At 46.7% G+C, this 25087-nt stretch carries 19 protein-coding genes; 10 read left to right on the top strand and 9 right to left on the bottom strand.

What is annotated here, in order from left to right; genetic code table 11:
• Positions 1-39: 39 nt before the first annotated feature.
• From L3C95_RS14830 to L3C95_RS14815, 4 genes are all read left to right on the top strand, one after another.
• Positions 40-1773: a DEAD/DEAH box helicase gene (locus tag L3C95_RS14830; RefSeq protein ID WP_236388754.1), complete on the top strand. Its 1734-nt coding sequence runs from the start codon at positions 40-42 to the stop codon at positions 1771-1773.
• A gap of 212 nt (positions 1774-1985) precedes the next feature.
• Positions 1986-3926 carry a 1,4-alpha-glucan branching protein GlgB gene (gene glgB / locus L3C95_RS14825; RefSeq protein WP_236388752.1) on the top strand — a complete coding sequence of 647 codons (1941 nt, stop codon included), beginning with the start codon at positions 1986-1988 and terminating at the stop codon, positions 3924-3926.
• A 156-nt stretch (positions 3927-4082) separates the two neighbouring features.
• Complete coding sequence (locus L3C95_RS14820) at positions 4083-4982, top strand: DUF4382 domain-containing protein (RefSeq protein ID WP_236388751.1); 900 nt, start codon at positions 4083-4085, stop codon at positions 4980-4982.
• A 98-nt stretch (positions 4983-5080) separates the two neighbouring features.
• Positions 5081-5686, top strand: coding sequence for a toxin-antitoxin system YwqK family antitoxin (locus L3C95_RS14815; protein ID WP_236388750.1), 606 nt, complete (start codon positions 5081-5083; stop codon positions 5684-5686).
• A gap of 128 nt (positions 5687-5814) precedes the next feature.
• Here the strand turns inward: L3C95_RS14815 and L3C95_RS14810 are convergent, their stop codons facing one another.
• From L3C95_RS14810 to L3C95_RS14795, 4 genes are all read right to left on the bottom strand, one after another.
• Complete coding sequence (locus L3C95_RS14810; protein WP_236388749.1) at positions 5815-6483, bottom strand: phosphatase PAP2 family protein; 669 nt, start codon at positions 6481-6483, stop codon at positions 5815-5817.
• A 122-nt stretch (positions 6484-6605) separates the two neighbouring features.
• A complete protein-coding gene (locus L3C95_RS14805; RefSeq protein ID WP_236388748.1) occupies positions 6606-6992 on the bottom strand; it encodes a KGG domain-containing protein in 387 nt (128 codons plus the stop codon).
• A 571-nt stretch (positions 6993-7563) separates the two neighbouring features.
• Positions 7564-9957: a glycoside hydrolase family 31 protein gene (locus tag L3C95_RS14800; RefSeq protein WP_236388747.1), complete on the bottom strand. Its 2394-nt coding sequence runs from the start codon at positions 9955-9957 to the stop codon at positions 7564-7566.
• A 307-nt stretch (positions 9958-10264) separates the two neighbouring features.
• Positions 10265-11326 (bottom strand): WD40/YVTN/BNR-like repeat-containing protein, encoded by a 1062-nt coding sequence (locus L3C95_RS14795; protein WP_236388746.1) that lies wholly within the window; start codon positions 11324-11326, stop codon positions 10265-10267.
• 157 nt (positions 11327-11483) lie between these two features.
• Here L3C95_RS14795 and L3C95_RS14790 point away from each other — a divergent pair, with 157 nt between their 5' ends.
• Positions 11484-14597, top strand: coding sequence for a triple tyrosine motif-containing protein (locus tag L3C95_RS14790; RefSeq protein WP_236388745.1), 3114 nt, complete (start codon positions 11484-11486; stop codon positions 14595-14597).
• 104 nt (positions 14598-14701) lie between these two features.
• Positions 14702-15334, top strand: a complete 633-nt coding sequence (locus tag L3C95_RS14785) for a response regulator transcription factor (RefSeq protein ID WP_223233347.1) — start codon at positions 14702-14704, stop codon at positions 15332-15334.
• Between the two features lie 326 nt (positions 15335-15660).
• Here the strand turns inward: L3C95_RS14785 and L3C95_RS14780 are convergent, their stop codons facing one another.
• A complete protein-coding gene (locus L3C95_RS14780) occupies positions 15661-15816 on the bottom strand; it encodes a hypothetical protein (protein ID WP_236388744.1) in 156 nt (51 codons plus the stop codon).
• Between the two features lie 419 nt (positions 15817-16235).
• On the opposite strand from L3C95_RS14780, the gene L3C95_RS14775 reads away from it, so the two are divergent.
• The 4 genes from L3C95_RS14775 (at position 16236) to L3C95_RS14760 (ending at position 22040) form a co-directional block, all read left to right on the top strand.
• The gene (locus L3C95_RS14775; protein WP_236388743.1) at positions 16236-18140 is read left to right on the top strand and encodes a DNA topoisomerase IV subunit B; all 1905 of its coding nucleotides are present in this window, start codon (positions 16236-16238) and stop codon (positions 18138-18140) included.
• A 37-nt stretch (positions 18141-18177) separates the two neighbouring features.
• Positions 18178-19041 carry a DUF1835 domain-containing protein gene (locus L3C95_RS14770; protein ID WP_236388742.1) on the top strand — a complete coding sequence of 288 codons (864 nt, stop codon included), beginning with the start codon at positions 18178-18180 and terminating at the stop codon, positions 19039-19041.
• 61 nt (positions 19042-19102) lie between these two features.
• Positions 19103-19501, top strand: a complete 399-nt coding sequence (locus tag L3C95_RS14765; protein ID WP_236388741.1) for a cupin domain-containing protein — start codon at positions 19103-19105, stop codon at positions 19499-19501.
• 4 nt (positions 19502-19505) lie between these two features.
• On the top strand, positions 19506-22040 hold the full coding sequence (locus tag L3C95_RS14760) for a DNA gyrase/topoisomerase IV subunit A (RefSeq protein WP_236388740.1): 2535 nt from the start codon (positions 19506-19508) through the stop codon (positions 22038-22040).
• 185 nt (positions 22041-22225) lie between these two features.
• Here the strand turns inward: L3C95_RS14760 and L3C95_RS14755 are convergent, their stop codons facing one another.
• Genes L3C95_RS14755 through L3C95_RS14740 form a run of 4 tightly spaced genes read right to left on the bottom strand, consistent with a single transcriptional unit; the run spans position 22226 to position 25086 of the window.
• Positions 22226-23203, bottom strand: a complete 978-nt coding sequence (locus L3C95_RS14755) for a hypothetical protein (RefSeq protein WP_236388739.1) — start codon at positions 23201-23203, stop codon at positions 22226-22228.
• 57 nt (positions 23204-23260) lie between these two features.
• Complete coding sequence (locus tag L3C95_RS14750; RefSeq protein ID WP_236388737.1) at positions 23261-23800, bottom strand: D-glycero-alpha-D-manno-heptose-1,7-bisphosphate 7-phosphatase; 540 nt, start codon at positions 23798-23800, stop codon at positions 23261-23263.
• An 18-nt stretch (positions 23801-23818) separates the two neighbouring features.
• On the bottom strand, positions 23819-24514 hold the full coding sequence (locus tag L3C95_RS14745; protein ID WP_236388736.1) for a nucleotidyltransferase family protein: 696 nt from the start codon (positions 24512-24514) through the stop codon (positions 23819-23821).
• The gene (locus L3C95_RS14740) at positions 24511-25086 is read right to left on the bottom strand and encodes an SIS domain-containing protein (protein WP_236388735.1); all 576 of its coding nucleotides are present in this window, start codon (positions 25084-25086) and stop codon (positions 24511-24513) included. The genes L3C95_RS14745 and L3C95_RS14740 overlap by 4 nt, the downstream gene beginning before the upstream one ends.
• Position 25087: the final 1 nt, after the last annotated feature.

Genomic DNA, 25087 nt, shown 5'->3' with positions numbered 1-25087 from the left:
ATACCGAGGCTCCCGACGGAGCCTGAACAAAGCAAATCAATGACTACATTTGAAACATTAGGCTTACAAGAGCCGATTTTAAAAGGAATCCAGGACCTGGGATTTATTGCACCTACGCCAATACAGGAGAAAGCTATACCTGTGTTATTAGGGGGTGACAGGGACTTTGTAGGTTTGGCCCAGACGGGCACAGGTAAGACGGCAGCATTTGGCCTGCCGCTGTTACAGCAGATTGATATTAAACAACGTCATCCGCAGGGATTGATCTTGTGTCCGACACGTGAGTTATGTTTACAGATCACCAATGACCTGAAGAACTTCAGCAAGCACCTGGGTGATGTAAGCATCGTTGCCGTGTATGGTGGTTCCAGCATCGTGCAGCAGCTGCGTGATCTGAAAAGAGGAGTGCACATCGTAGTAGCAACTCCCGGCCGCCTGCTCGATATTATCGAAAGAAAAGCGGTGAATTTTGCCAACGTACGTTATGTTGTACTGGACGAAGCAGATGAAATGCTGAACATGGGTTTCCAGGAAGACATCAACAATATATTATCCAATACACCTGATGAGAAGACCACCTGGTTGTTCTCCGCTACTATGCCGCAGGAGGTTCGCCGTATTGCGCAGAAATACATGTCAGATCCTTTTGAACTGACTGTAGGTAACAAGAACAGTGGCAATGCCAATATCGAGCACGAATACTACGTGGTACGCCCGCGCGATAAATACGCGGCGCTGAAACGTATCGTGGATTTCAACCCTGAGATCTTCGGTATCATCTTTACCCGTACCAAGATAGAATCACAGGAAATTGCAGAATCACTTATCCGTGACGGTTATAATGCCGATGCACTGCATGGCGACCTTACACAGCAACAGCGTGACAAGGTAATGAAACGTTTCCGCGAGAAATCACTGCAGGTACTGGTGGCTACAGATGTTGCTGCCCGTGGTATCGACGTTGACAATGTAACACACGTTATCAACTACGAACTGCCAGACGACGTTGAGAACTATACTCACCGTTCCGGCCGTACGGCGCGTGCAGGTAAATCCGGCGTATCCATCGCTATCATCAGCGGTCGCGATATCGGAAAGATCCGCCAGATCGAAAGAGTGATCGGTAAGAAATTCACCAAAGTAGAAGTACCGGATGGTTTCGCAGTATGTGAAAAACAGCTGTTTGGACTGGTACACAAAGTACACAACGTAACAGTAAACGAAGAGCAGATAGAGCCTTACCTGGAACGCATATTCGAAGAGTTTGCGTCCATGACAAAGGAAGAGATCATCAAACGTTTTGCTTCCCTGGAGTTTAACCAGTTCCTGGAATACTACCAGGATGCGCCTGACCTGAACGTGAAGGAAGAAAGGAGAACATTGGGAGATGGTGCTGACCGCAGAAGCAGCAACAGTAAATTTACCCGTCTGTTCATCAACCTGGGTTCTGTAGATGACTTTACCCGTGGTGACATGTTACGCTACCTGTGCGATACCAGTGGCGTACGTGGTAACAAGATCGGCCGTATTGACCTGAAGGGTGTTTACTCCTTCTTTGAAGTAGAGAACGATGTGGTGGAGAAATTCCAGCAGACGTTCAAGAAGGCCGAATACAATGGCCGCAGCGTGCGCATCGAAATGTCACAGGATGGCGATAAACGCCGTTCCGGTGGCAGCCGTCCTCCACGTGAAGGCGGTAGCGGTGGCAGACGTTGGGAAGGTAGCAGCAGCGGAAGCGGAGCTGGCCGTCCCGGTTTTAAAAAGAGATATTAATAGCTGAGCGGTTAGGGGCAACAGTTCCGGACCGGCAGGCATAATATTCAGTCCATAGATGGTAGTCATTCGAATGTCTGGCTATTGTCTGTGGACTTTTTCTTTTGATATTACCGCAGTCTTAAATGGTCTGAAACTTGCTTTTTCACCAGAGTATGCGGGACAAAATGCGAAAATTTACGTTATATTGTCACCCTTAGTGCACCGTAATTATGACAACAGAAAAAAAGCCGAAACTACAGGCAGTAGTACCGTTTTCCTTGTTCTCAGCCAGGGATGTAGAGCTTTTCCAGGAAGGAAAACATGCACATTTATATGAGAAATTCGGTGCACACGCAGTGGAATATGAAGGGGTGAAAGGTACCTATTTTGCAGTGTGGGCGCCTAATGCCGCCTTCATCTCCGTGATCGGCGATTTCAACGATTGGGACCATTATAGTCACACTTTGTACCCCAGATGGGACAAGTCCGGTATATGGGAAGGCTTTGTGCCACATGTGAAGAAAGGCGCTCTCTATAAATATTTTATCCGTTCAAATTCAGGGGAGGAGCTTCGCAAAGGCGATCCTTATGCCAATTACTGGGAAGTACGTCCGAGAACGGCTTCCGTGACCTGGCACCTGGACTATAAGTGGAAGGACAAACGCTGGATGGAAAGCCGCAAATCGCACAACAGCCTGGAAAGCCCGTTCACTGTATACGAAGTGCATTTGGGTTCCTGGCGCCGTCCGGACAAGCATAATCATGAAGTATTCTACACATATGGAGAAATCGCTGAAAAGCTGGTGCCCTATGTGAAAGAAATGGGCTTTACGCACGTGGAACTGATGCCAGTGATGGAGCATCCTTTTGATGGCTCCTGGGGCTATCAGGGTACAGGGTATTATGCGCCTACGTCAAGATATGGTTCTCCGCAGGATTTTATGGCCTTTGTCGATGCCTTTCACCATGCAGGTATCGGTGTGATACTGGACTGGGTGCCATCCCATTTCCCTTACGATGCGCATGGCCTGTACAGGTTTGACGGTTCGCATGCGTATGAGTATGCGGATATGCGTAAAGGATATCATCCTGACTGGAACAGTTATATTTTCAACTATGCACGTAATGAGGTGCGTTCATTCCTGTTGAGCAACGCCGTTTTCTGGCTGGATAAATTCCATGTGGACGGCTTGCGTGTGGATGCGGTGGCGTCTATGATCCACCTGAACTATTCCCGGGACACGGGGGCCTGGGAGCCTAATATACATGGGGGAGAAGAGAACCTGGAGGCCATCTCTTTCCTGAAAAACATGAATGAAACGATCTATCGTTTATTCCCCGATGTACAGACCATTGCGGAAGAGTCTACGTCATTCTATGGCGTGTCCAAACCCGTCTTTATGGGAGGACTGGGGTTTGGCATGAAATGGATGATGGGCTGGATGAATGATACACTGGCCTATTTCAAACGCGATCCCTATCACCGTAAATGGCACCAGGACCAGTTGTCGTTCAGTATAGCCTATGCGTTTACGGAAAACTTCATGTTGCCACTGAGTCATGATGAAGTGGTACATGGCAAATCGCCCATGCTCTACAAGATGCCGGGAGATGACTGGCAGAAATTTGCCAACCTGCGCCTGATGTATGGTTACATGTTCACACATCCCGGAACGAAACTGCTGTTCATGGGAGATGAATTCGGGCAGACGAGCGAGTGGAATTACCGTTCAGAGCTGGACTGGCATCTGCTCGTGCATGAGTCACACCAGGGCTTACAGGAGTTCGTGAAGCAACTGAATCATTTGTATAGATCAGAGCCCGCGCTTTACATCAAACAGTTTGACTATTATGGTTTTGAATGGGTAAATTTAACGGATTATGAGATCTGTGTGCTGTCCTACCTGCGTAAGGGGTACAAACCGGAAGAGGATATACTGATCATCCTGAATATGACGCCTGAAGCGCGTGAGCACTATGCCATGGGCCTGGAAGGCGGCGGCGAATGGGAGGAGATCCTCAACAGCGACGATCGCCGTTTCTTTGGCAGCGGCGTAGTTAACACCGGTATTCTTACTGCGCAGCAGGAACCATTTAACGGTAAAAGTCATGTATTGCGCCTGCGTATACCCCCGCTGGGCGCGACTATTTTGAAAAGAGTTGTACGATAAGAATGTAAGTGGTTGACAAAGATGAGATTATAAACATATAACAGTTTTTCTTTCTCTGTTAAACTTTTGTTTATTTTTGCCATCTAAAATACTGCCCTTACTCAGGGAAGCAATCCTACTGACGCGGGCGTATTATTAACCAAAACCATTCTTTTTATGAAGACCTATCTCCGAACTACCGGATGGGGATTAGCCGCATTAGTATTGCTGGCTTTCGCTTTCCATGCCTGCCAGAAGGACAACTCCGCGTCCATGTCACCTGGTGAAGGGCAACAAAGATTAAGTGTTTATTTCGCTGACGATCCGGGTTACTTCGACAATGTATTCCTGGACATCCGTAAAGTGGAAGTACTGGTAGATACCTGTACGACTGATGCGGATGACGACAACGACCGTTGGGACAATGACTACGAGCGTTGCGGCTGGTGGGAAGACCACCGCGGTGACAAGGATGACTGCGATGTGTGGGATTCTCTTGGCATCCGTGCCGGCGTGTATGATGTATTATCCCTGCGCAATGGCGCTGACACGCTGCTGGGCGACGGCATCGTACCTGAAGGCCAGGTGAAAAAGATCAGGATCACCCTGGGCGACAACAACTACCTTGTGAAGGACAGCACTACTTATCCGCTGAAATCACCTTCCGGCCAGGTAAAAATTGTTATCCAGGTGCGTCATGACGAGTGGGAAGAATTCTCTGACAAGAATTTCCGCCTCTGGCTCGATTTTGACATTGACCGTTCTATCATCCAGACCCGTCAGGGACAGTTCATTTTGCGTCCTGTGCTCCATGTATTCACATTGAAACAGACCGGCAGCATTTCCGGAAGGGTTACTCCACGGGATGCTTTCCCTGTGATCACTGTGTACAACGACAAGGACACATCCTATGCTTTACCCTGGATAGACGGGCAGTATAAGGTGAGAGGATTGAAAGCAGGTACATACAATCTGTTTGTAAATGCTTCAAATGGTTATAAGGACACTACCATCACGGGTATTACCGTGAAGCGGGGTGATAATACGAAGGTAGCTGACATTAAGTTAAGTAAATAGGAACCAAAAGAGGTTAAAGCAAAAAGACGATTTGAGTACCGGCGCAACGTTTGTTGTGCCGGTTTTTTTTTATGAGTACTTTTGCTGAAATTATTCCTATGAGAAAAGTGAGTGTTTTTTTATTTCTACAGTTCATGATATTGGCCGCTTTTGCGCAGATGCCGCAGATAAAGCCCAACAAAGTGGACGCACAGCAGCGCAAACAGGGCGAATGGCAGGAGGAGATGCCCGAAGTGCGCGGGGAACCGGGCTATACCTGGGAGGGGGCCTATGTCGATAACCTGAAGGAGGGTGTATGGAAAAAATACGCTTTATCCGGCGCGCTGATCGCAGAGGAAACCTACAAGCATGGTCAGCTGAATGGCTACAGCCGTTATTTTTATTCCAATGGCCTGGTAAGCGCTGAAGGATCTTTTGTGGCAATGGGGATTGATGGAGAGATAGACAATTACCGGATCGTAGACCCTATTACGGGAGAAGAGCGGTTTGAGGAAGTGAAACGGGATGGCAGTTCTCAGCGGAACGGGATGTGGAAGATATACGATGAAGAGGGTAAGATGACGAAAGAATATTACAGAAGGGGCGAGCCGATCACGGAAGAGGAATTTGGAAAAGAACCCGCAAAACCTGCAACTGCAAAACCTGCAACACCGCCACCACCACCGGCATCTCTGCCACATCAGAAAAAGAAAGGCAAGTCGTAAGCATGTTTGGAAGGAACTGTGCAGACAAGAATTCTGCCTTTGCGTGAAGCAACTGTTACACGGTCTCAGTAAAGAAAATCTTCAGGCTCCCTGGTCGATGGCCAGGGAGCTTTTATTTGCGGTATATATTACGCAGCATTCCTCTTCCGGCTGAGGGAGCCATTCCAGCGCGGATCGCTGAAAAAGGGCCTGTTATCAAACCAGGAGAGCCATACGACGGTAACGATGGTTGCGAGCGCAGAACCTGCTGTCACGTCTTCCAGGAAATGCTGGCTCATATACATCCGGGAATAAGCCACCAGGAGGGCCAGCACGAGATAAAGGTATCCGAAAGCTTTCCGCGGAGTAATGTATGTCAGTACAACAGCCATGGTGAACGCGCATACAGTATGTCCGGAGGGAAAGCTGAAATTGTTGGCCAGTACTTCGACATCAGGCACGTAGTAAATAGGGCGGGTATGCTGGGCGAAATAGAGCCTGGGTCTTGGTGCAAAGAACAGGTTCTTCAGCGGTACGTTGATCAGTGTAGTCAGTATGAGGCTGGAGGCCATCAATACACTGCTGCGGTAACTGACGAAAAGCAGGAGCAGGCAAGCCACTACAGCGGAGACGGAACTACCGGCTTCAGTCATGTACGGAAAGAAAACATCACCCGCAGGGAAGTGAAGTCCGTTGATGAAGAAATAAATATCCTCTTTGGAATATAGTATTTTGAAGACAAGAACCAGGATAAGCAGAATGAGATAGGGAATGAGAAAGGGATAGAGCTGTCGGGTGTTGGCAGTTAGTTTTTGCAAGGATGCTTGTTTTAACGATTAAAGTATTCAACAAATATAAAAAAAAGGAACGCCTGGTATACATGAAATGCATGCCAGGCATTCCTTTTTAAGGAAAGAGAATGTTGAATGGGGAGTAGCTTTTACACCGACGAATTGGAATTATCCTTCTTCCTCTTGTTGTGAGCAGCTTCACCACCTTTTTTACCGATTTCGGCCATGTGCTGCCTGTTTCTGCTGACAGCTACTCCACCTTTACGTCCGGCCTCCCGGGCTTCAGCAGAGTTAAATTCGTGAGCAACACCCTGAGCATGCGCTGCGCGGCCGCCTTTACTGGCTATAGCGCGTTGCATCGCTGCATCCATGGATGCGAAACCACGTTTATCTTTGCGGTTTGTAGTACTCTTTTCTTCGGATGTAGTTGATTGTTTGTTCTCTGCATGTGCTCCTGAATCTCTTGTTTCGCGCATCTGATCCCTTTCCAGTTTTTCCTGTTCTTGTGTGAATTGATTGCTTTGTTCTGCAGCCATAAGAATGAATTTTGAAAGGTTAAAAAATGGGTTCCATTTAACGGAGGAAATAGAATCGAATCGTGAGAGTAGGCACAACTATTATGCCGCGTATGCCAAATTCGTAGTATAACCCATTGTATAACAGCTTTAGCCAGCGGAAATTCTCACAATAAATATCATGATCGTGGAGTAGTATTAACAAACTGTAGCATGAGTACGACACTCATGAAAGTAGGGAATGGGGCACGAACGACACCAATTAACTTATTAAGAAAGTAAATGAGATGTTAAGAAATGCAATTATTAATCTCCTGGGAATCATTTTGTAACCTGATATTAACAGAACTCATCTGTTCACTGAATTTTAGCTCGTTCATTTTGTTCATTTTGGCTTTACGACGTTGATATGCTTTGTGTATCAGTTATAACATGTTAATTTTGGATAACTCTAAAGTTGGCATAGGTTATGAAAAGGCACTAAGATCTCAATCTAATGTGCCCTTTTTTTTTGTGTAGGGTTAAAACTACAAATCCCAAATTCTCTGCAGAATTTGGGATTTATAATTAAAAAGATAATCGAAACAGTATACTACCTGATAATGATATTTTCAAATTTCCTGTCCACTACAATATTTACCACATTCCCCACAAAGTTAGCAGCAGTAAGCTTTACAGCCTTTCCATCCACAATGTATTCCTTCGCTTTGAACGGTAAGCCATGTACGTGTATGTTATGTCTTCTGTATGCAGCGTTGTACTGACCGAAATATTTTTTACGCAGTGCGAAACGATTTTTTTCTGATGTTTGTTTGAAGCGGATATCGTTATACTGACCGTTTTTATATCCATAATGATCGCCTGCATCTTCGTACAGAAAACTGCTTGTTTCGTGATTAGAATAATACACCTGTAAGATCATCTCTTCTGTGTTGCGCTCATCTACGTGCTGGATCTTCGGATAGTTCGGAATTACTGCCCCTGCTTTTACGAAGAGCGGCATCTCATCGAGCGGCGTGGCTATTTTGATAACCTGTCCGCCGTTATAAACCTGGTCATTCCAGTAATAGTACCATTGTCCTTCCGGCAGGTATACTTCTTTCTCTTTCATACCCTGTTCAGACACATGACTGATCAGCAGGGAATCTCCCAGCATAAATTCATGTGAACGATCGTAGGTTTGTTTATCATGCTGGGCAACAAATGCGAGCGGGCGGATCATTGGAGTGCCCCAGCGGCTGTATTGCCAGAAAGTAGTGTAGAGATAAGGCAGCAGGTGATAACGCAGCTGAATGAATTTCTTTGCTACTGTTTCAAATTCCGGTCCGAAGCTCCATGGTTCCTGATTGAAGCCGGTTTCATTACTGGCCGAGTGTGTACGCATCAGCGGATGGAACACGGCTAATTGTATCCAGCGTACATACAGTTCTCCATCAGGTTCACCGATAAAACCACCGATATCACTTCCTGCAAAGGAAATCCCTGACACAGAGAGGCGCTGACACTGAATAGAAGCCAGCCACAAGTGATCCCAGCTGGATACGTTATCGCCCGTCCAGAAGGAAGTCCACCGTTGTGCACCTGCATAGCATGAACGAGATATCACGAAGGGCCTGTTAGGCATGAGGTATTTCCTCATACCGGCCGCGGTCGCTTTACTCATCAGGTGTCCGTACACATTATGCGCCTTACGGTGACTCACTGCTTCTCCGTCGTAATCGTGGCGCACATCTTCCGGGAAAGTACCCATTTCAAATACGGCAGGTTCGTTCATATCATTCCATACACCTCTCACACCTACGTCCACCAGTTCTTTGAAGAGACCAGCCCACCATTTGCGTACTTCAGGATTCGTATAATCCGGGAACACACATTTGCCGGGCCATACATCGCCTTCCATGAGTGCACCATCCTGTCTTTTACAGAAGTAATTGTTTTGTATACCCTGTTTGTAAATGTTGTAATCGGGATCTACCTTAATACCGGGATCGATGATCACCACTACTTTGAAACCCTGTGCCGACAGTTCTTTTATCAGTCCCACAGGATCAGGGAATCCTTCCTTGCTCCAGGTGAAACAGCGGAATCCTTCCATGTAATCAATATCCAGGTGGATCACATCACAAGGGATCTGTCGTTTACGGAACTCGGCGGCTATTTCCTTTACTCTTTTGTCGGGGTAGTAACTCCAGCGGCATTGCTGATAGCCCAGGGCCCATAAAGGAGGCAATTCTGCAGTACCGGTGATGCTGGTGTATCCTTCTGCTACTTTCAGCAATTCAGGCCCGTAAATGAAGTAATAATTCATTTCACCGCCCCTTGCCCAGAAGCTTGTCACATTTTCTCTTTCTTTACCGAAATCGAAAATGGTGCGGAAGGTATTATCGAAGAAAATACCGTAAGCTTTTCCACGATGCAGACCGTAGTAGAAAGGAATGTTACGGTATAAGGGATCTGTATCTTTCTGAAAGCCGTATGCGTCTGTACCATAGTTCTCGAGGCGCTTGCCATGCAGGTTCAGATCAGTAGGTTTATCACCCATTCCGAAGAAATATTCATCTTCCTGTATCTGCTTGCTGCAGTATACAATCTTACCACCTTTCTGGAGATAATACTGCCAGTGAAATCCGAGTTCATCCTGGTTGATGATGAAGCCTTCGGGATCAGTGATGGTAAGGCGCATATCATCTCTGGAGATATAAATGCGTAAAGCTTCTGTATATATTTCGAAATTCTCTTCGAATTCGTGCAATCCGAAATTAACCGGAGATTCTTCAAGCCGGTCACTGACTGCATAAGAGAAATCTCTCTGAAAATTACCGTCAGCTGCGTAGCGGAAGCGAACGATCTTATCTGAAACGATCCTTACTTCCAGTATGGTTTCTGATGTATAAAAATAGAAGTAGTTCCCTTCTTTTTTCCACTCTTTAATTATATCCGGATAGTGCTTGGCCGAATATTTACCCGATGAGGTTGTTACTTGCATAATTGGCTTTTAAGTTTCCCGAATCAACGTTCCGGATATGATACCGGTGATAACAGTTGTAGCACCGTTGTGAACACCTTGATTCCCATTCCCTGTCAGCACCCAAATTAGATAAAAATATTGTTATCACATGCTTTTACGTTGGATGCTGTTAACTAATCGTTTGCTGGTAAAATTAACACATTCGCTAAAATACCAATGTAACATATTCGTGTATACCTTATCTTGAGAATCAATAATGTACTTTTTGCTTTAACCTATTTTTCTCCGGGGGTGCTTTAGCAGCACCCCTTATTATGTACGGTTGTTACAGTTTGAACCTGCCGAAACTAGCCAGCTTTTTACTGCCAGCCAGCCATACACGTTTGCCGGCAGGAGCAATGCCAGCCACATGATATCCTTCCTTACTGATCTTATACCAGTTAAGACCGCCATCTTCGGAAATATCTGTACCTGATGTACCGGTTGCAACGAATGTATCATGGCCGATGTATTGTACGCAGGAACGATAACCACCGGGAGGTGCGGCAACAGCCTGCCACGTACGGCCACCATCTTTTGTGATCAGGCAATTGCGTGCGGTGGCAGTGTCTTTAGTATAATCACCGCCCACGGCCACGCCACGCTGCTTATCGGCGAAAGCCACAGAGAATGCACCTGTACCCGGACTACCATGTGTGAAATTCCACTCTATAGGCGTCCAGCGTTCCCATCCGCTGATGAAACGAGTATTCGTACCACCTGTTACAAAGCAGGCTTGTCCGCCGGGCATAATACGTACACTCGTACCGCTGGCGGCGAAGATCGCTTCACCTTCTTTCGCAAGCGGCAGCGCCTCAAAAGGATCGGCCTGCCAGGTGTTTCCGCTGTCTTTTGTACGGATGATAGTAAACCTGCCGTTGATGGGATCACCAATAGCAATGCCCTCTTTTGCATTACGGAAAGCCATACCATCAAAGAAGATGCCTTTGGTGTGGTTGGAGTACACTTCTTTCCAGGTAGCGCCGCCGTCGGTAGTGAGTACCAGATGGGCAGGTTCTCCGGCATTTAGCAGTAGCGCCCGCTTGTCGCTGAAGGCAACCAGTGAACGCCAGTCGCAGGAGTCATAACCGGGTACCGTCATCCAGTCCCAATGAGCGCCGTGGTCGGTACTACGGCCTACTTTGCCTTCCGTGCCTGATACCCAGATAACACCGTTATCGGGCATGCTCATTCCCCGGATGCTTTTAATGGGAGGGGGATCGTGGGGATGAATGCTGTATCCGGACTGAGCCATTACATGCGAAAAAAGCAATGGTAACAACAGGGTCAGAATGAATGTTTTATATTGCGAAGCCTTGACTGTAGCTGCTGAAGTTTTTCCGGACATATTTTTTTGCGTTTTTAATGGGATGTATTGGAGGAAGAAAAATACAAAATCATTAGAAAGTGTGCGGTAGATTTATATATTTGCAAGCACTGCGTTATGGTGGACTCAGTATTTTAATAACCTCTATTACTTAAAAGCATTGCAATCGCGGGCGCAGATGACGAGGACCTTATTAGTATTTTTCCTATGTACCCTATCCGTATCTGTGTTGAGCGCACAGGACAAGCCCTACATTTTCGATTCTTATGGCGTAAATGAAGGTTTATCCCAGAACTCGGTATATGATATCCTGGAAGATAATCAGGGATTTATGTGGATTGCTACGCATGATGGCATTAACAGATTCGACGGATATGGGTTCAATGAATACAGGTTTAATCCAAGTTTACAGGAACGGGCTGGTCAGGGAAAGGGAAACCTGGTGGTCCGCAATAATAACGGAGGACGTGCATTGATTAATCGCTTTGCCCTGAAAGGGTATAAGGGTTATTCCCTGTACCGTAACCGGAGGCATCAGCTGTTACTGACGCATAACTACGGTATCAGTCTGTACGATGAGTATAAGAACTCATTCGAGAGCGTGCTGGAAGATACTACCTACGAGAATAACGGCGAGCGCGACAGCGGTAATAAGTTCAGGATACTGGGAGAAGATTCCGTGCAGCATAATTTATGGGTATGGCGGCCTGCCAAAGGGCTTTATGTACTCGACGATTCCACCTATGCCAAAAAGAAGGTCATATTGTACCCTAAACCCATGTTACAACGTGGAATAGCGGCCAGCGCAGTATACAAGGACGGCAACACTATCTGGATGAATTTCGAACCCGGTGAGCTGCTGGCCATGAATACACAGAATATGCGGCTGACTACTTACTGTCTGCCCGGCATTACTTCACACATCGTACTCCGCAATCTGAACAGCGATACCCTGATCATTGCCAGCAAAGGGCATCTGATCATTTTCAATAAAAAACAGAATAAGTACAGCGATCTGTCGTTCGACCAGCGGGATCCTAAAGACGCGAATTTCGTTCCTTTATGTCTTGAGCTGGATCTTAACGGCAACATCTGGATAGGCGGCACAGACGGCGTTATGATCTATAATATAAAGCGTAACGAGATCGTGAACCGCATTGTATCGTTCAACGGTTCGGAAACACGCTCCTGGAACGTTGTGACGTACCTGTACAGGGATGCCGCAGACAATATGTGGGTAGGCACGGATGGCGATGGCATCAAAAAGTATTCTCCCAATAAAAAGGTCTTTAATCTGTACCGCTCTCCCGCCACTACGCACAATATGGTGAGGGCCGTGTATAAGCATGACGACGGAAAACTGTATGTGGGGCTGTTGAACGACGGACTGGATATCTATGAGAAAGGAGGGAAGTTCCTGGAACGTATTCCCGGCGATGAGGGAAAGAGTATCTTTCCTGCAAAGAATCTGAACGCCATCTGCCGCGAGGATTTTGAGCATCTCTGGTTTCATTTCTCGGACATGCATATTGGTCTTTTCAACGTGCATACACGCAGGTTTGAAGACTTGACAAAATATATGAAAGCCATTGGCTTACCGCCGCAGGAAGATATTTATCCTTTTGTATTTAAACGTACAAGCGGAGAGGTGTATTTCAACTATGGCAGATATCTGCTGCAGATAGTGCGGGGAGACAGGGGCGGATACAAAGTGGCGATCGTACATGAATTTCCTGAGGAAATACTGACGACGTACTATGAAGATTTCATGGGAAACAAATACGTAGGTACGAAGGTGGCGGCTTATGTAAAGAAAGTGGGTAGTACACGCTGGGATCTGATCACGCTTCCGCCGGGCACCATTGTGAAATCCATCGCCAAACGGGCAGGAAAAGAGCTGTTGCTGGCCACTTCCAAAGGCTTGTTCATGCTGGACGAGGATAACCTGCGTAAAAAGCATTACAATAGTTATGATTATCCGGCGCTGATCAACGATTACCTGTATGGTGTATTGCTGGACGAGAAGGACAGGATATGGGTGAGCCATAACAAGGGATTGTCGCAGATCAATCCTGCGAATGACGAGATCACAACCTACAATTACGAAGATGGTTTGCAGTCTAATGAATTCAATACCGGTGCCTTTTTCAAGTCGGTGGACGGAGAACTTTTCTTTGGCGGCATACGTGGTTCAAACGGTTTTTATCCTAAAGACTTCCGGAACAATCCGTCCAAACCCAAGGTGGTGATCATGCGTATGGAAGTGCTGGACAAACCGTATGAATCGGATACGGCGCTGTCGCTGTTGCGCAGGATAGAATTGCCTTACAATCATAATACAATTGCCATTGAATTTGTGCCGCTGGAATTCACTAATCCGCTGAAGAACAAGGTACAGTACAAACTGGATGGGGCTGATGAGGATTGGGTACAGGCCGGCGCCTTCAGGATGGCCCGTTATACGAATTTACGGCCGGGCACCTACACGTTCAATGTGCGTGCGTCCAATAACGATGATATCTGGAACTCAACTCCTACCACGCTGGAAATAACGATACGGATACCCTTCTGGCAGTCGCTGTGGTTCCGGTTCCTGTTATTGTTACTATTATTGGGAGTAGCTTACTATTTTTCAACGTTGTACCTTGACTATAAGATCCGTCACGAGAAGCTGAAGCTGGAGAAAGAGCAGGCGGTAGATCAGGAGCGTGCAAGGATTTCCAGTGATATGCATGACGACCTGGGGTCGGGGCTGTCTACGATCCGCCTGTTAAGTGAGATTGCGAAGCGGAAAATAACGGACACCTCGCAGACGAAAGAGCTGGAACGCATATCTGAAGCGGCGGGAGAGCTGGTGGATAAAATGAGCGAGATCATCTGGGCGATGAATTCCTCGAATGATTCACTGGAAAACCTGATCGCTTACATGCGTAGTTTTGCAGCCGATTTCCTGGAGCATGCCCATATAACCCATCAGTTTTATATCCCGGAATCCATACCCAATATCAAACTAAGTGGCGGAACCAGGCGTAACATCTATCTGGCAGTAAAAGAATCCTTACATAATGTGGTAAAACATGCCCAGGCCTCGGAGGTAGTAATACAAATAGAGATGCATAAGAATATGACGATTATGATAAAAGATAATGGCAAAGGCTTTGATCAGGAGAAAGTGAGGTTGTTTGGAAATGGCCTGAAGAACATTCAGAAGAGAATGCAGGCGGTAGGGGGACATGCTGATATCACATCGCATCACGGTACGATAGTTTTGTTAGATATCCCGTTAATTTAGTCTAGATTTGTAAGTAACATAAATGTGGTATTCGTTGACCTCTGTCTAAACATAACAACTGATTATAAATGACTGTATACTCGAAAAAGAAATCTCAGGATAACATGGATATTATTTCTGTGGCGATTGTAGAAGACAACCATGATATCCGTACAGCCATGGAGTTGCTGATTAATGGCTCGGATGGGTATGCTTGTATCGGAGCGTTCAACAATGCGGAAACTGCGGTGGAACAGATCCCCAATCTGTTGCCGAATGTGGTGCTGATGGACTTTAATCTTCCCGGCGGTATGAATGGGATCGAGTGTATTGCCCGGTTAAAGGGGGAATACCCGGACATGCATTTCATGATGTTGACGGTATACGAAGATGATGACAAAATATTCCAGGCACTGGAAGCGGGGGCCAGCGGATATATCCTGAAGAAAACGCCGCCGAGCGAACTGCTGGGCGCTATCCGCGACCTGCATGAAGGCGGTTCTCCCATGAGCTCACAGATAGCGCGGAGAGTGGTAGCCTATTTCCAGAAACAGGCCAAGCCTAACCCGGCGCTGGAGGCATTGACTTCCAGGGAGAAAGAGATCCTGGACCAGTTGTCGAAGGGATTCCTGTACAAGGAGATCGCCAGCAATCTGTTTATCAGCATTGAAACGGTACGCAGGCACGTACACAATATTTATGAGAAACTGCACGTGAGAAGCCGGACTGACGCTGTGAACAAGTATTATAACAGATAAGCTTTTGTTTCCCGGGGCATACCAGGCGTAGACATGCAGCACCTGCTGCAAATGAGCTATACGATCTTACTTACAGGAACTCAACTTGACCCGTAATCAGCTACTTAACTTATTGAATAGCAAAGGGCGCAAAGATTGTCTTTGCGCCCTTTATAATTTACTGGATAATGAGTGGTTTACTGTTGTTCATTGTTTGTCCCGAGTTTCCCCAGCGCTTTGCGCATAAAATGTACCGCAAGTGCCATGGAGGCAATCAGCAAACAGGCCAACTTAAATAAGAGACCGGCTTTCATAGGTAATGTCTTATTAAGAATAATGAAATAATGTTATCTCATCATCTGCCAGGAATTGAATCTTTCCAGCAATCTGATGAATCTGTTACTTAGACGGTTCATAGAGCGTTGCTCTTTATTTACCAGGTAAGTAATGAGAAGTGCAATGGTGAGCACTGCTAACAGTGTGATAAAGAATGTAGCTTTCATAGTTTAGGACTGAGGTTTGTTTTCAAAAAGACGATGTTGTAAATATAAATTATTTAGTTATATAAATTGTCATTTCTGAATCACTTTGTGAATAAATTTTTACCCCCTTTTGTACAATATTTGAAGAAATTATATTTGTTTTATCCCTGCGAACCGGGAAAAACCTTGCCAGGAGTGAAGATGCTTTTTGGCGCCGCCCTCAAATAATTGTTATTCATTTATTTAAGCATAGTGTATAACTAATACTTGGGATGATACGCTGAAACCTTTATTTTTGCCAGCAACCGGCTTTTGCTAAAAGTTTTAGTAAATTTGCCTTCCGGACGAAATGCCCCATTTGACTGATCTTGAGGAACCTGGCATAAATGGTGCATCGAAACCGGCATTGTAACAAAGTAAATTGGAATTTCTATATAATTATGGCTACTACGGATAAGAAAGATCTCTTGAGCTCCTATACCGAAGATTCGATACGGTCACTCGACTGGCGTGAGCATATCCGCCTGCGTCCGGGTATGTACATTGGTAAGCTGGGAGATGGTTCCAGCATGGACGATGGTATCTACATTCTGTTAAAGGAGGTGGCTGACAACTGTATTGACGAGCACACCATGGGTTTTGGCAAGCAGATTGACATCAGGGTAACGGAACACAATGTGACCATACGTGACTATGGGCGCGGTATTCCGCTGGGAAAAGTGGTGGATGTGGTGAGTAAGATCAACACGGGAGCCAAATATGATAGCAAAGCCTTCCAGAAATCTGTGGGATTGAACGGGGTCGGTACCAAAGCGGTGAACGCACTATCCACCTATTTCAAGGTGGAATCTGTCCGCGACGGCCGGGTTAAAGTAGCAGAATTTGAACGTGGCGTACTCACAAAAGAACATAAGGAAGCAGCTACAAAGGAGCCTAACGGTACCCTGGTGACCTTCATACCTGATGATACCGTTTTCCGTAACTACAGGTTTATCCCTGAGTTCCTGGAAAACCAGATCTGGAACTATTGTTTCCTGAACGCCGGATTGACCATTAACTTCAACGGCACAAAATATGTCTCCAAAAATGGTTTGCTGGACCTCTTACAGCGTAAAACCAATGAGGATGAGCTGCGTTATCCCATCATTCACCTGAAAGGGGAAGATATAGAAGTGGCTATCACCCATGAGAATCAATATGGTGAAGAGTACTATTCCTTCGTGAATGGTCAGCACACTACGCAGGGCGGTACGCACCTGGCAGCCTTCCGTGAAGCATTCGTAAAGACTATCCGCGATTTTTATAAAAAGGACTATGATGCTACGGATATCCGTGCTTCCATCTGTGCCGCTATTTCAGTAAGGGTACAGGAGCCGGTGTTCGAATCACAGACAAAGACCAAACTGGGCTCCCTCACGGTATATGAGAACGGTCCGTCCATGAAGGCGTTTGTACTGGATTTCCTGTCCAAACACCTGGACGATTTCCTGCACAGGAACCCTACTACAGCCGAGGCGCTGAAAAAACGTATTGAGCAGAGTGAGCGTGAGCGTAAGGAACTGGCCGGTATCAAAAAGCTGGCGAATGAAAGGGCCAAGAAAGCGAACCTGCACAACCGTAAGTTGCGCGACTGCCGTATCCACCTGAACGAAGAAGTGAGTGGTAAGGACAAAAATGACCTGGAAACCAAACGTTTGAATACAACTATATTCATCACGGAAGGTGACTCTGCGAGTGGTTCCATTACCAAGTCCCGCAACGTGGAAACCCAGGCAGTATTCAGTCTGAGGGGTAAACCCCTGAACTGTTTCGGTCTGACTAAAAAGATCGTATACGAAAACGAAGAGTTTAACCTGCTGCAACACGCATTGAATATAGAAGAAGGTCTGGAAGGGCTGCGTTATAACAGGATCGTGATAGCCACTGATGCAGATGTAGACGGTATGCATATTCGATTGTTACTGCTGACTTTCTTCCTGCAGTTCTTCCCCGACCTGGTAAAGAACGGGCACCTGTACATCCTGGAAACACCGTTGTTCCGCGTGCGTAATAAACAACAGACCTTCTATTGTTACAGTGATGAGGAAAGGCAGAAGGCCATCAAAAAACTGGGTGGCAAGCCTGAAATAACCCGCTTTAAAGGTCTGGGAGAGATCTCTCCCCAGGAATTTGGCGCCTTCATCAATGAAGATATGAAGGTGGAACCGGTGATCCTGTCGACAGATACACATATCCAGAAACTGCTGGAATACTATATGGGTAAAAATACGCAGTCAAGACAGGAGTTCATTATCAGCAACCTGCGTTATGAAAAGGACCTGGTAGATGAACCGGTAGCGGAATAGCAGCAGGTATTTACATCAGCATTATTTAACAAGATCAATGGCACTGTTACATATCGTTTTCGGTGAATCATCCGCCACAGCACTGAACGGTGCATTTGAGCTGGATGAGCAGCTGAAAGGAGACATACTTTACTTTGAAGATGACCTCTCGATAGGTCCTCTTTTTATCCTTGACACTAAAGATGGCCAGGCCGCCCGCAAACAGTGGTGGAACCAGCTGGCTGGCATACAGCCGCCACCCGTTGCTGAAGGAGCCGCTGAAGCGCAGGCAGCAACGCCTGCTCCGGCAGTGGCAGAAGAAGAAGCGGGCGACCAGGAGAAATTCAGGCAGCTGAAAGCGCTGTTGAAATCTGAACCGGAACAACAGGTGTATGTATGGGCCGGACAGAATTCCAGGGATGTATGCGGATATTACTGGCTGGTAAGTCAGCTGTACGACTTTGCAGGGCGTATTCACATTATCTACCTCAATAACCTTCCTTTCCTCAACGAAAAAGGAGGCGTATTTTACCCTACTCATCTGCATCAGATCCTGGCAAAAGAATTTCTGAAAGCGAAGAAACTGGCAAGGCCGGTTTCCCTGGCAGAATTTGAAATAGACGGAGACGAGTGGAGCAGGATGATGAACGAGAATGCAGGTATACGTTTACTGGAAGGTGGTAAAAAGATCAAAGGAGAACCTGCTGCGTTCTATGATAAGGAACTGTTGCAGCAAAGCACCCCAGAGTTCCAGAAAGCATCGAAAGTGGTCGGACTGGTGACCGGTAAACTGAAGTATCCTGTGATGGACCAGTTCCTGGGATGGAGGCTGAAAGAGCTGATCAAACAGGGCAAACTGGAAAGTAAGGGTGAGTTGAAAACGATTAAGGACTTTGAAGTAAAACTGCCACCTGCTGAATAAGCGGTAGGCTCGTGGAATTACTATCCATTAAGCGAGGAAAGAAAATCTAACAGATAAACACATGATAAAAGTAACGCCTGTACAGCTGGTGGGAGAAGATGAAAGAGGCAGCAACTATGAATGGAACACCGACCGTAGCGGCGATTTCATCCTGTGTTACCGGAAGGCCGGCAGTAGCAGCGGACAACATTATCATGAGGGGAAGGCGGATTATAAGGATCCGGAAATCCTGTACCTGTTAAGTGGTAAAGCAGCGATGGACTGGTGCCCGCTGGGCGGAAGCAGGATAGAGCGCGTGGAGATGGAAGCGCCGGCAAGAATAGAGGTGCCAGTCAATGTATGGCATCAGCTGATAGCAGTGACCGACTGCTGCTTTATTGAACTGAACTCTATGGCTGACGTGCGGAAAGATTCCATACGCATCTGGAGAGATGAATTTGAAAAGATGATCAATAAATAAGATTATGAGCGACATCGATAATACACAACCGACAGACGAATCATTACATAACATCCTCCACCTGGGGGGCATGTATGAGAACTGGTTCCTGGATTACGCATCGTACGTGATCCTGGAGCGTGCGGTACCCAGCGTGGAAGACGGTTTAAAGCCCGTTCAGCGCCGTATCCTGCATGCGATGAAGGAAATGGACGACGGCCGTTTTAATAAAGTGGCCAACGTCATAGGTTCTACCATGCAGTACCACCCGCATGGTGACGCCTCTATCGGCGATGCGATTGTTAACCTGGGACAAAAAGACCTGCTGATCGATACTCAGGGTAACTGGGGTGATGTGCGTACCGGCGATGATGCTGCGGCTGCACGTTATATTGAGGCTCGCTTGTCCAAATTTGCACTGGATGTAGCATTCAATCCCAAGACCACGCAATGGCAGCTGAGCTATGATGGTCGTAAGAACGAACCATTGGCCCTGCCCATGAAGTTCCCGCTGCTGCTGGCACAGGGAGCGGAAGGTATTGCTGTGGGCTTGTCTACCAAAATATTACCGCACAACTTTATAGAACTGCTCGAGGCTTCCATCAAGCACCTGAGAGGGAAGAAGTTTGAATTGTATCCCGACTTCCCAACCGGGGGGATGATAGACGTAGCCAACTACAATGATGGTAAACGTGGCGGTAAGGTGCGTGTACGCGCGCATATCGAAGAGAAGGATAAAAAGACCCTTCTCATCAAAGATGTGCCGTATGGCGTTACCACAACAGGTCTGATGGAGTCTATCGTAAAAGCGAACGATACCGGTAAGATCAAGATCAAAAAGGTAGTGGACAACACTGCTAAAGATGTGGAAATAGAAGTACAGCTGGCGCCGGGTATATCTCCGGATATCACCATCGATGCCCTGTATGCTTTCACTGATTGTGAGATCTCTATTTCACCGAATGCGTGTGTGATCATCGACGATAAACCACGCTTCCTGACCGTGAGTGAGCTGCTGAAGTCTTCTGTCGACTTTACCCAGGCACTGCTGAAACGCGAGCTGGAAATAAAACTGCAGGAACTGCAGGATAAATGGCACTACACCTCCCTGGAAAAGATCTTCTTCGAAAAGGGCATTTATAAGGAGCTGGAACAGAAACACAAGGACTGGGAAGCAGTGATCGTTGCCATCGACAAAGGATTTGCACCTTATAAGAAGAACCTGAAAAGGGAAATCACCCGCGAAGATATCCTCAAGCTGACCGAAAAACCGGTTCGCCGTATCTACAGGCTGGATATCAACGAACTGAATGAACAGATCAAAAATCTTGAGGCAGATATCAAACAGGTGAAACACGACCTGGCTAACCTGGTAGACTTTACTGTAAACTATTACGAAAACCTGCTGAAGAAATACGGTAAAGGCCGTGAGCGTGTTACCGAGATCAAGACTTTCGATACCATTCAGATACAGCAGGTGGCAATGGCCAATACCAAGATCTACGTGAACAGGGCAGAAGGCTTCGTTGGTACATCATTGAAGAAAGATGAGTTCATAGCAGATTGTTCTGACCTCGACAACATCATCATCTTCCGCAGAGATGGTAAGATGGTCGTTACCAAAGTAGCGGATAAGGTCTTCGTAGGTAAAGACATCATTCATGTCGATATCTTCAGAAAAAATGATGAACGTACTACCTATAACATGATCTACGTGGATGGCAAAACCGGTATGAGTTATGCCAAGCGCTTCAACGTAACAGGTATCACGCGTGACAAGGAATATGATCTGACCATCAAAGGGGAAAAGAACTCCAAGGTGCATTATTTCTCTGCCAATCCGAACGGAGAAGCTGAAGTGGTAAGCATTCGTCTGAGCCCTAACTGTGCGGCAAGAAATAAAGAGTTTGACCTGTACTTTGAGACCATCGCGATCAAGGGACGTAACTCCCAGGGGAACCAGGTAACGAAATACCCGATCCGCAGTGTGAAATTCAAAGAGAAAGGCGTATCCACCCTGTCCGGACAAAAGCTCTGGTATGATACAGAAGTGGGCCGTCTCAATACAGAGGAAAGAGGTGTTTATATCGGTTCATTTGAAGGAGAAGATAAGATCTTTGTAGCCTTCAAGAACGGTACTTACGAGCTGACTAACTTTGAGCTCACGAACCGTTATGATCCAAATGAGCTTGTTTATATTGAGAAGTTCAATCCTGAAAAGATCGTTTCCGCTATCTACTTTGATGCAGACAAGAAACAGTTCAACGCCAAACGTTTCAAAGTCGAAACGCAGACATTGAACAACAAGTTCTCGTTCATCAAGGAAGGCGCAGGTAACTACCTGGAGATGATCACTACACATGCAGAACCTGTGGTGCTGCTGAAGACCGGCAAGAAACGGAATCCGGATGAGGAGGAAGTGGACCTGGCTGAATTTGTGGAAGTGACAAGCTACAGAACAGTAGGTACCCGTATTGCCGGAGAAGAGCTGATCAGCGCTGAACTGGCATCTGAAGAGGAAGAGCCGGATGGCGATGGTGTTCAGGGAGAATTGTTCTGATAATAGGTAATCAATCTATAGTAGCCGTTCCGCACTCCGCGGGACGGCTTTTTATTTAATTAGCATTGACGGTAACTGAGATTAGCAGCAAATAAGTGTAGGTGTGAGTTGCTTAGGAAAGAAAGAACCGGGGAATGTGTCCCAATAAAAACGGGTGTATCAAATGATGATGCACCCGTTTTTATTTATTGCTTAGGCTTTTTCGGCTGTGGTTGTAACTCTTCGTTGATCTCTTCCGCCGTTCGCGGTTTTGTCATTTTCTTCTGCTTCTGATTCAGCGGTGCTGCTACCGGAACTTTACCCTGTGGCAGTGCATCATGGAATACTTTTTCGATGTGGACCCATTTGCCTGCTTTCCACTTAAAACCTTCATAGTCCAGGTCTGGCACGAAGGTAGAAGGTTTGGAAGGCTGGTTACTTTCCGAAATCAGGTGATCGTATACGATCATGTCCATCTCAGGATTATAGCTTAAACTGATGGTAGCATCTTTTTTAAACTCCAGTATAAAACGGTTGCGTGTCTTTTTAGGAATAGTATCTTCCACGAAGCTGAAGAACGGGCCGCCAAATACCGGCTGACCGTCTTTGAAAGTCAGCATATCGAGCAGTTTCTTCTGACTGCGGATGTTGTTAGGATCCCAGCCGAAGAGTGTATAATAGTTCTGGTTGAAGTAACGGCGCTGCAGCACTTTATAATAGAGACAGCCATACCAGTTTTTATTGCCGGCAACGGTGTCGGGATTGTTCATATAATCAGAATCGTCGAACAGCGGAAACAATTTCAGTTCACCTCCTTCAGTTCTCATCTGGATAGCGCCATAGTGATGATAAAAGCTTGTTTCCAGTTCCAGTCCCCAGGTAAAGATCCGGAAGGTACTGTCTGCCGGATACTGGATAGAGATGGTTGTCAGGGAATCAAACCTGAAATCAAAAGAGTAAGGTGTTTTCAGCGCTTGTACCAGTTTCGGAATAAAACGGTCATTGGCCTGCTGCCTGGCGGCTTCATCCCTGCCTCTCAGGATGGTGGCCGAGAGGATCTGCAGGGAATCCTGCTGTGAACGCATAGCAGCCTCGTTAGCAGGGCTTATCCTTACACGCTGGGCCTGAAGGCCGGTGTACGTGAAGAAAGTGCAGCATAACAATAGAAGACAGGCTCTGATCATAATTTTATTTGAAATGAAAACTTTATCTACAGGCTTATTACGTTATATGATACAAAATTATTGTATGATGGCTGAAAATTCCAATAGTCCTTTACAGCGATAGTCCATCAGCGGGTGAGGGAAGGGCAGATCCGGTTTCGTGGAGGGGATGAATACGGTGGTCATTCCCTTGTCCTTACCGAATTGCATATCACTCAGCGTGTTGCCTACCATTACGGACCGGGAGAAATCAATATCCGGGAAGTCTGCCTTTGCCTGGAGGGCCATACCCTCGTTGGGCTTACGGCAGGGACTGTCATTGTCGAGGTCCGGGCAATGGTAGATCTTATCTATTCTGCCTCCCTGTTGGGTGATGATGTCCAGCATTTTAGCGTGGATGTCGTGCAGGCCCTGTTCTGTCAACAGCCCTTTGCCTATACAGCGTTGGTTGGTGACCATCACAATACGGCCAAATTTGTGCGCCAGGGCAGGTAAAGCGGCAAGAACGCCTTCTTCAAAGCGGAACATATCCCAGTTCAGCACATAGCCGTCTTTAATCTCGTTGTTGATCACCCCGTCCCTGTCCAGGAATAATGTCCATGAAGCGTCAATATGCATAATCTTACATTGCAGGTTTTATGAACGGAAATCTGTTTGTACCTGCTCGTAATCAGCCGGAATTCCGATATCGATAAAATAAGTGTCGCTGATGAAACCATACAGCTGACCGTTCTTCACCTGAGGTTCCAGTACCTCCTTTTCAAAAGAGAACTGTGCAGGCAGTTGAAGGCTTTCCATGTACGCCCTGGAGGTCAGGTAAACGCCTCCGTTGATCAGTCCTTCCTCGCAGTATTTCTTCTCAAGGAATGCGGTGATACGCGCATTTCCGTCCAGTTGCACACTGCCATAGCGTTCAAACTGCCGCATAGGTTTCAGCGCCAGTGAGAGTTGACTGTTGGACTGCTGGTGGAAGTTGTAAAATGCAGCCAGCGACACGTCAAAGAAGGTATCTCCGTTCACGATAAAACACTCGTTCTCTTTCAGATGGGAAACGGCGTTGAGAATCGCGCCACCGGTGCCCAGTGGCTCGGCTTCTATTGCATAGGAGAACTGTATGGGCAGTCCTGCCTGTTCGCACCATTCGATCACCTGTTCTGATTTATAACCCAGCGACAGCACCACATGCGTGATACCCTGTTTAATCAGGTATTGCAGCAGGTAGTAGAGGAAAGGCCTGTCATTGACAGGCGCCATACATTTCGGTTTATCGGCCACCACACTGCGCAGACGTGTACCCAGTCCGCCGGCCAGTACTATACATTCCCTGATCATGGGAAGAGATTATTTTCAACGATTTCACAAATGATATGTCCGATGGTGATATGTGATTCCTGGATACGAGGTGTATCGGAAGAAGGCACATTCAGCAGGTAGTCGCTGCCATCTTTCATTTTACCGCCTGAACGGCCGGTCATACTGACGATGATCATGCCTTTCCCTTTGGCCACTTTATAGGCTTCCAGGATGTTGGCAGAGTTGCCGGAAGTAGAGATGCCTACCAGTACATCGCCAGGCTGGCCGATGCCCCGCAGGATGCGTGCATATACCTGGTCATAGCCATAGTCGTTGCCTACAGCGGTGAGGTAAGAGCTGTTGCAATGCAATGCTTCGGCGTACAGTGGCGTTCTGTCTTTATAAAAACGGCCGGAGAATTCAGCAGCCAGGTGTTGTGCATCTGCTGCGCTGCCACCATTACCGCAAAAAAGGATCTTATGTCCCTGCTGCAGGCTGCCCGTAATGACGTTGGCTACCTGCTGGATTGTATTGATCAGTGTTTCATCCTGGCAGATGGCCTGCTTTACTGCAATGCTTTCCTGTATTGTTTTGATGATATTGTTCGCCATA

It is taken from the genome of Chitinophaga filiformis (assembly GCF_021646545.1).
In the GTDB taxonomy this organism is placed as follows: Bacteria; Bacteroidota; Bacteroidia; order Chitinophagales; family Chitinophagaceae; genus Chitinophaga; species Chitinophaga filiformis_A.
This window is presented reverse-complemented; position numbering and strand designations above follow the sequence as displayed.

Coding starts and splice junctions, on each gene's coding strand:
- L3C95_RS14755 (WP_236388739.1), bottom strand. CDS start 23,203: ATGATCAGAGCCTGTCTTCTATTGTTATGCTGCACTTTCTTCACGTAC.
- L3C95_RS14790 (WP_236388745.1), top strand. CDS start 11,484: ATGACGAGGACCTTATTAGTATTTTTCCTATGTACCCTATCCGTATCT.
- L3C95_RS14775 (WP_236388743.1), top strand. CDS start 16,236: ATGGCTACTACGGATAAGAAAGATCTCTTGAGCTCCTATACCGAAGAT.
- L3C95_RS14800 (WP_236388747.1), bottom strand. CDS start 9,957: ATGCAAGTAACAACCTCATCGGGTAAATATTCGGCCAAGCACTATCCG.
- L3C95_RS14830 (WP_236388754.1), top strand. CDS start 40: ATGACTACATTTGAAACATTAGGCTTACAAGAGCCGATTTTAAAAGGA.
- L3C95_RS14745 (WP_236388736.1), bottom strand. CDS start 24,514: ATGATCAGGGAATGTATAGTACTGGCCGGCGGACTGGGTACACGTCTG.
- L3C95_RS14820 (WP_236388751.1), top strand. CDS start 4,083: ATGAAGACCTATCTCCGAACTACCGGATGGGGATTAGCCGCATTAGTA.
- L3C95_RS14815 (WP_236388750.1), top strand. CDS start 5,081: ATGAGAAAAGTGAGTGTTTTTTTATTTCTACAGTTCATGATATTGGCC.
- L3C95_RS14740 (WP_236388735.1), bottom strand. CDS start 25,086: ATGGCGAACAATATCATCAAAACAATACAGGAAAGCATTGCAGTAAAG.
- L3C95_RS14795 (WP_236388746.1), bottom strand. CDS start 11,326: ATGTCCGGAAAAACTTCAGCAGCTACAGTCAAGGCTTCGCAATATAAA.
- L3C95_RS14770 (WP_236388742.1), top strand. CDS start 18,178: ATGGCACTGTTACATATCGTTTTCGGTGAATCATCCGCCACAGCACTG.
- L3C95_RS14760 (WP_236388740.1), top strand. CDS start 19,506: ATGAGCGACATCGATAATACACAACCGACAGACGAATCATTACATAAC.
- L3C95_RS14785 (WP_223233347.1), top strand. CDS start 14,702: ATGGATATTATTTCTGTGGCGATTGTAGAAGACAACCATGATATCCGT.
- L3C95_RS14750 (WP_236388737.1), bottom strand. CDS start 23,800: ATGCATATTGACGCTTCATGGACATTATTCCTGGACAGGGACGGGGTG.
- glgB (WP_236388752.1), top strand. CDS start 1,986: ATGACAACAGAAAAAAAGCCGAAACTACAGGCAGTAGTACCGTTTTCC.
- L3C95_RS14765 (WP_236388741.1), top strand. CDS start 19,103: ATGATAAAAGTAACGCCTGTACAGCTGGTGGGAGAAGATGAAAGAGGC.
- L3C95_RS14805 (WP_236388748.1), bottom strand. CDS start 6,992: ATGGCTGCAGAACAAAGCAATCAATTCACACAAGAACAGGAAAAACTG.
- L3C95_RS14780 (WP_236388744.1), bottom strand. CDS start 15,816: ATGAAAGCTACATTCTTTATCACACTGTTAGCAGTGCTCACCATTGCA.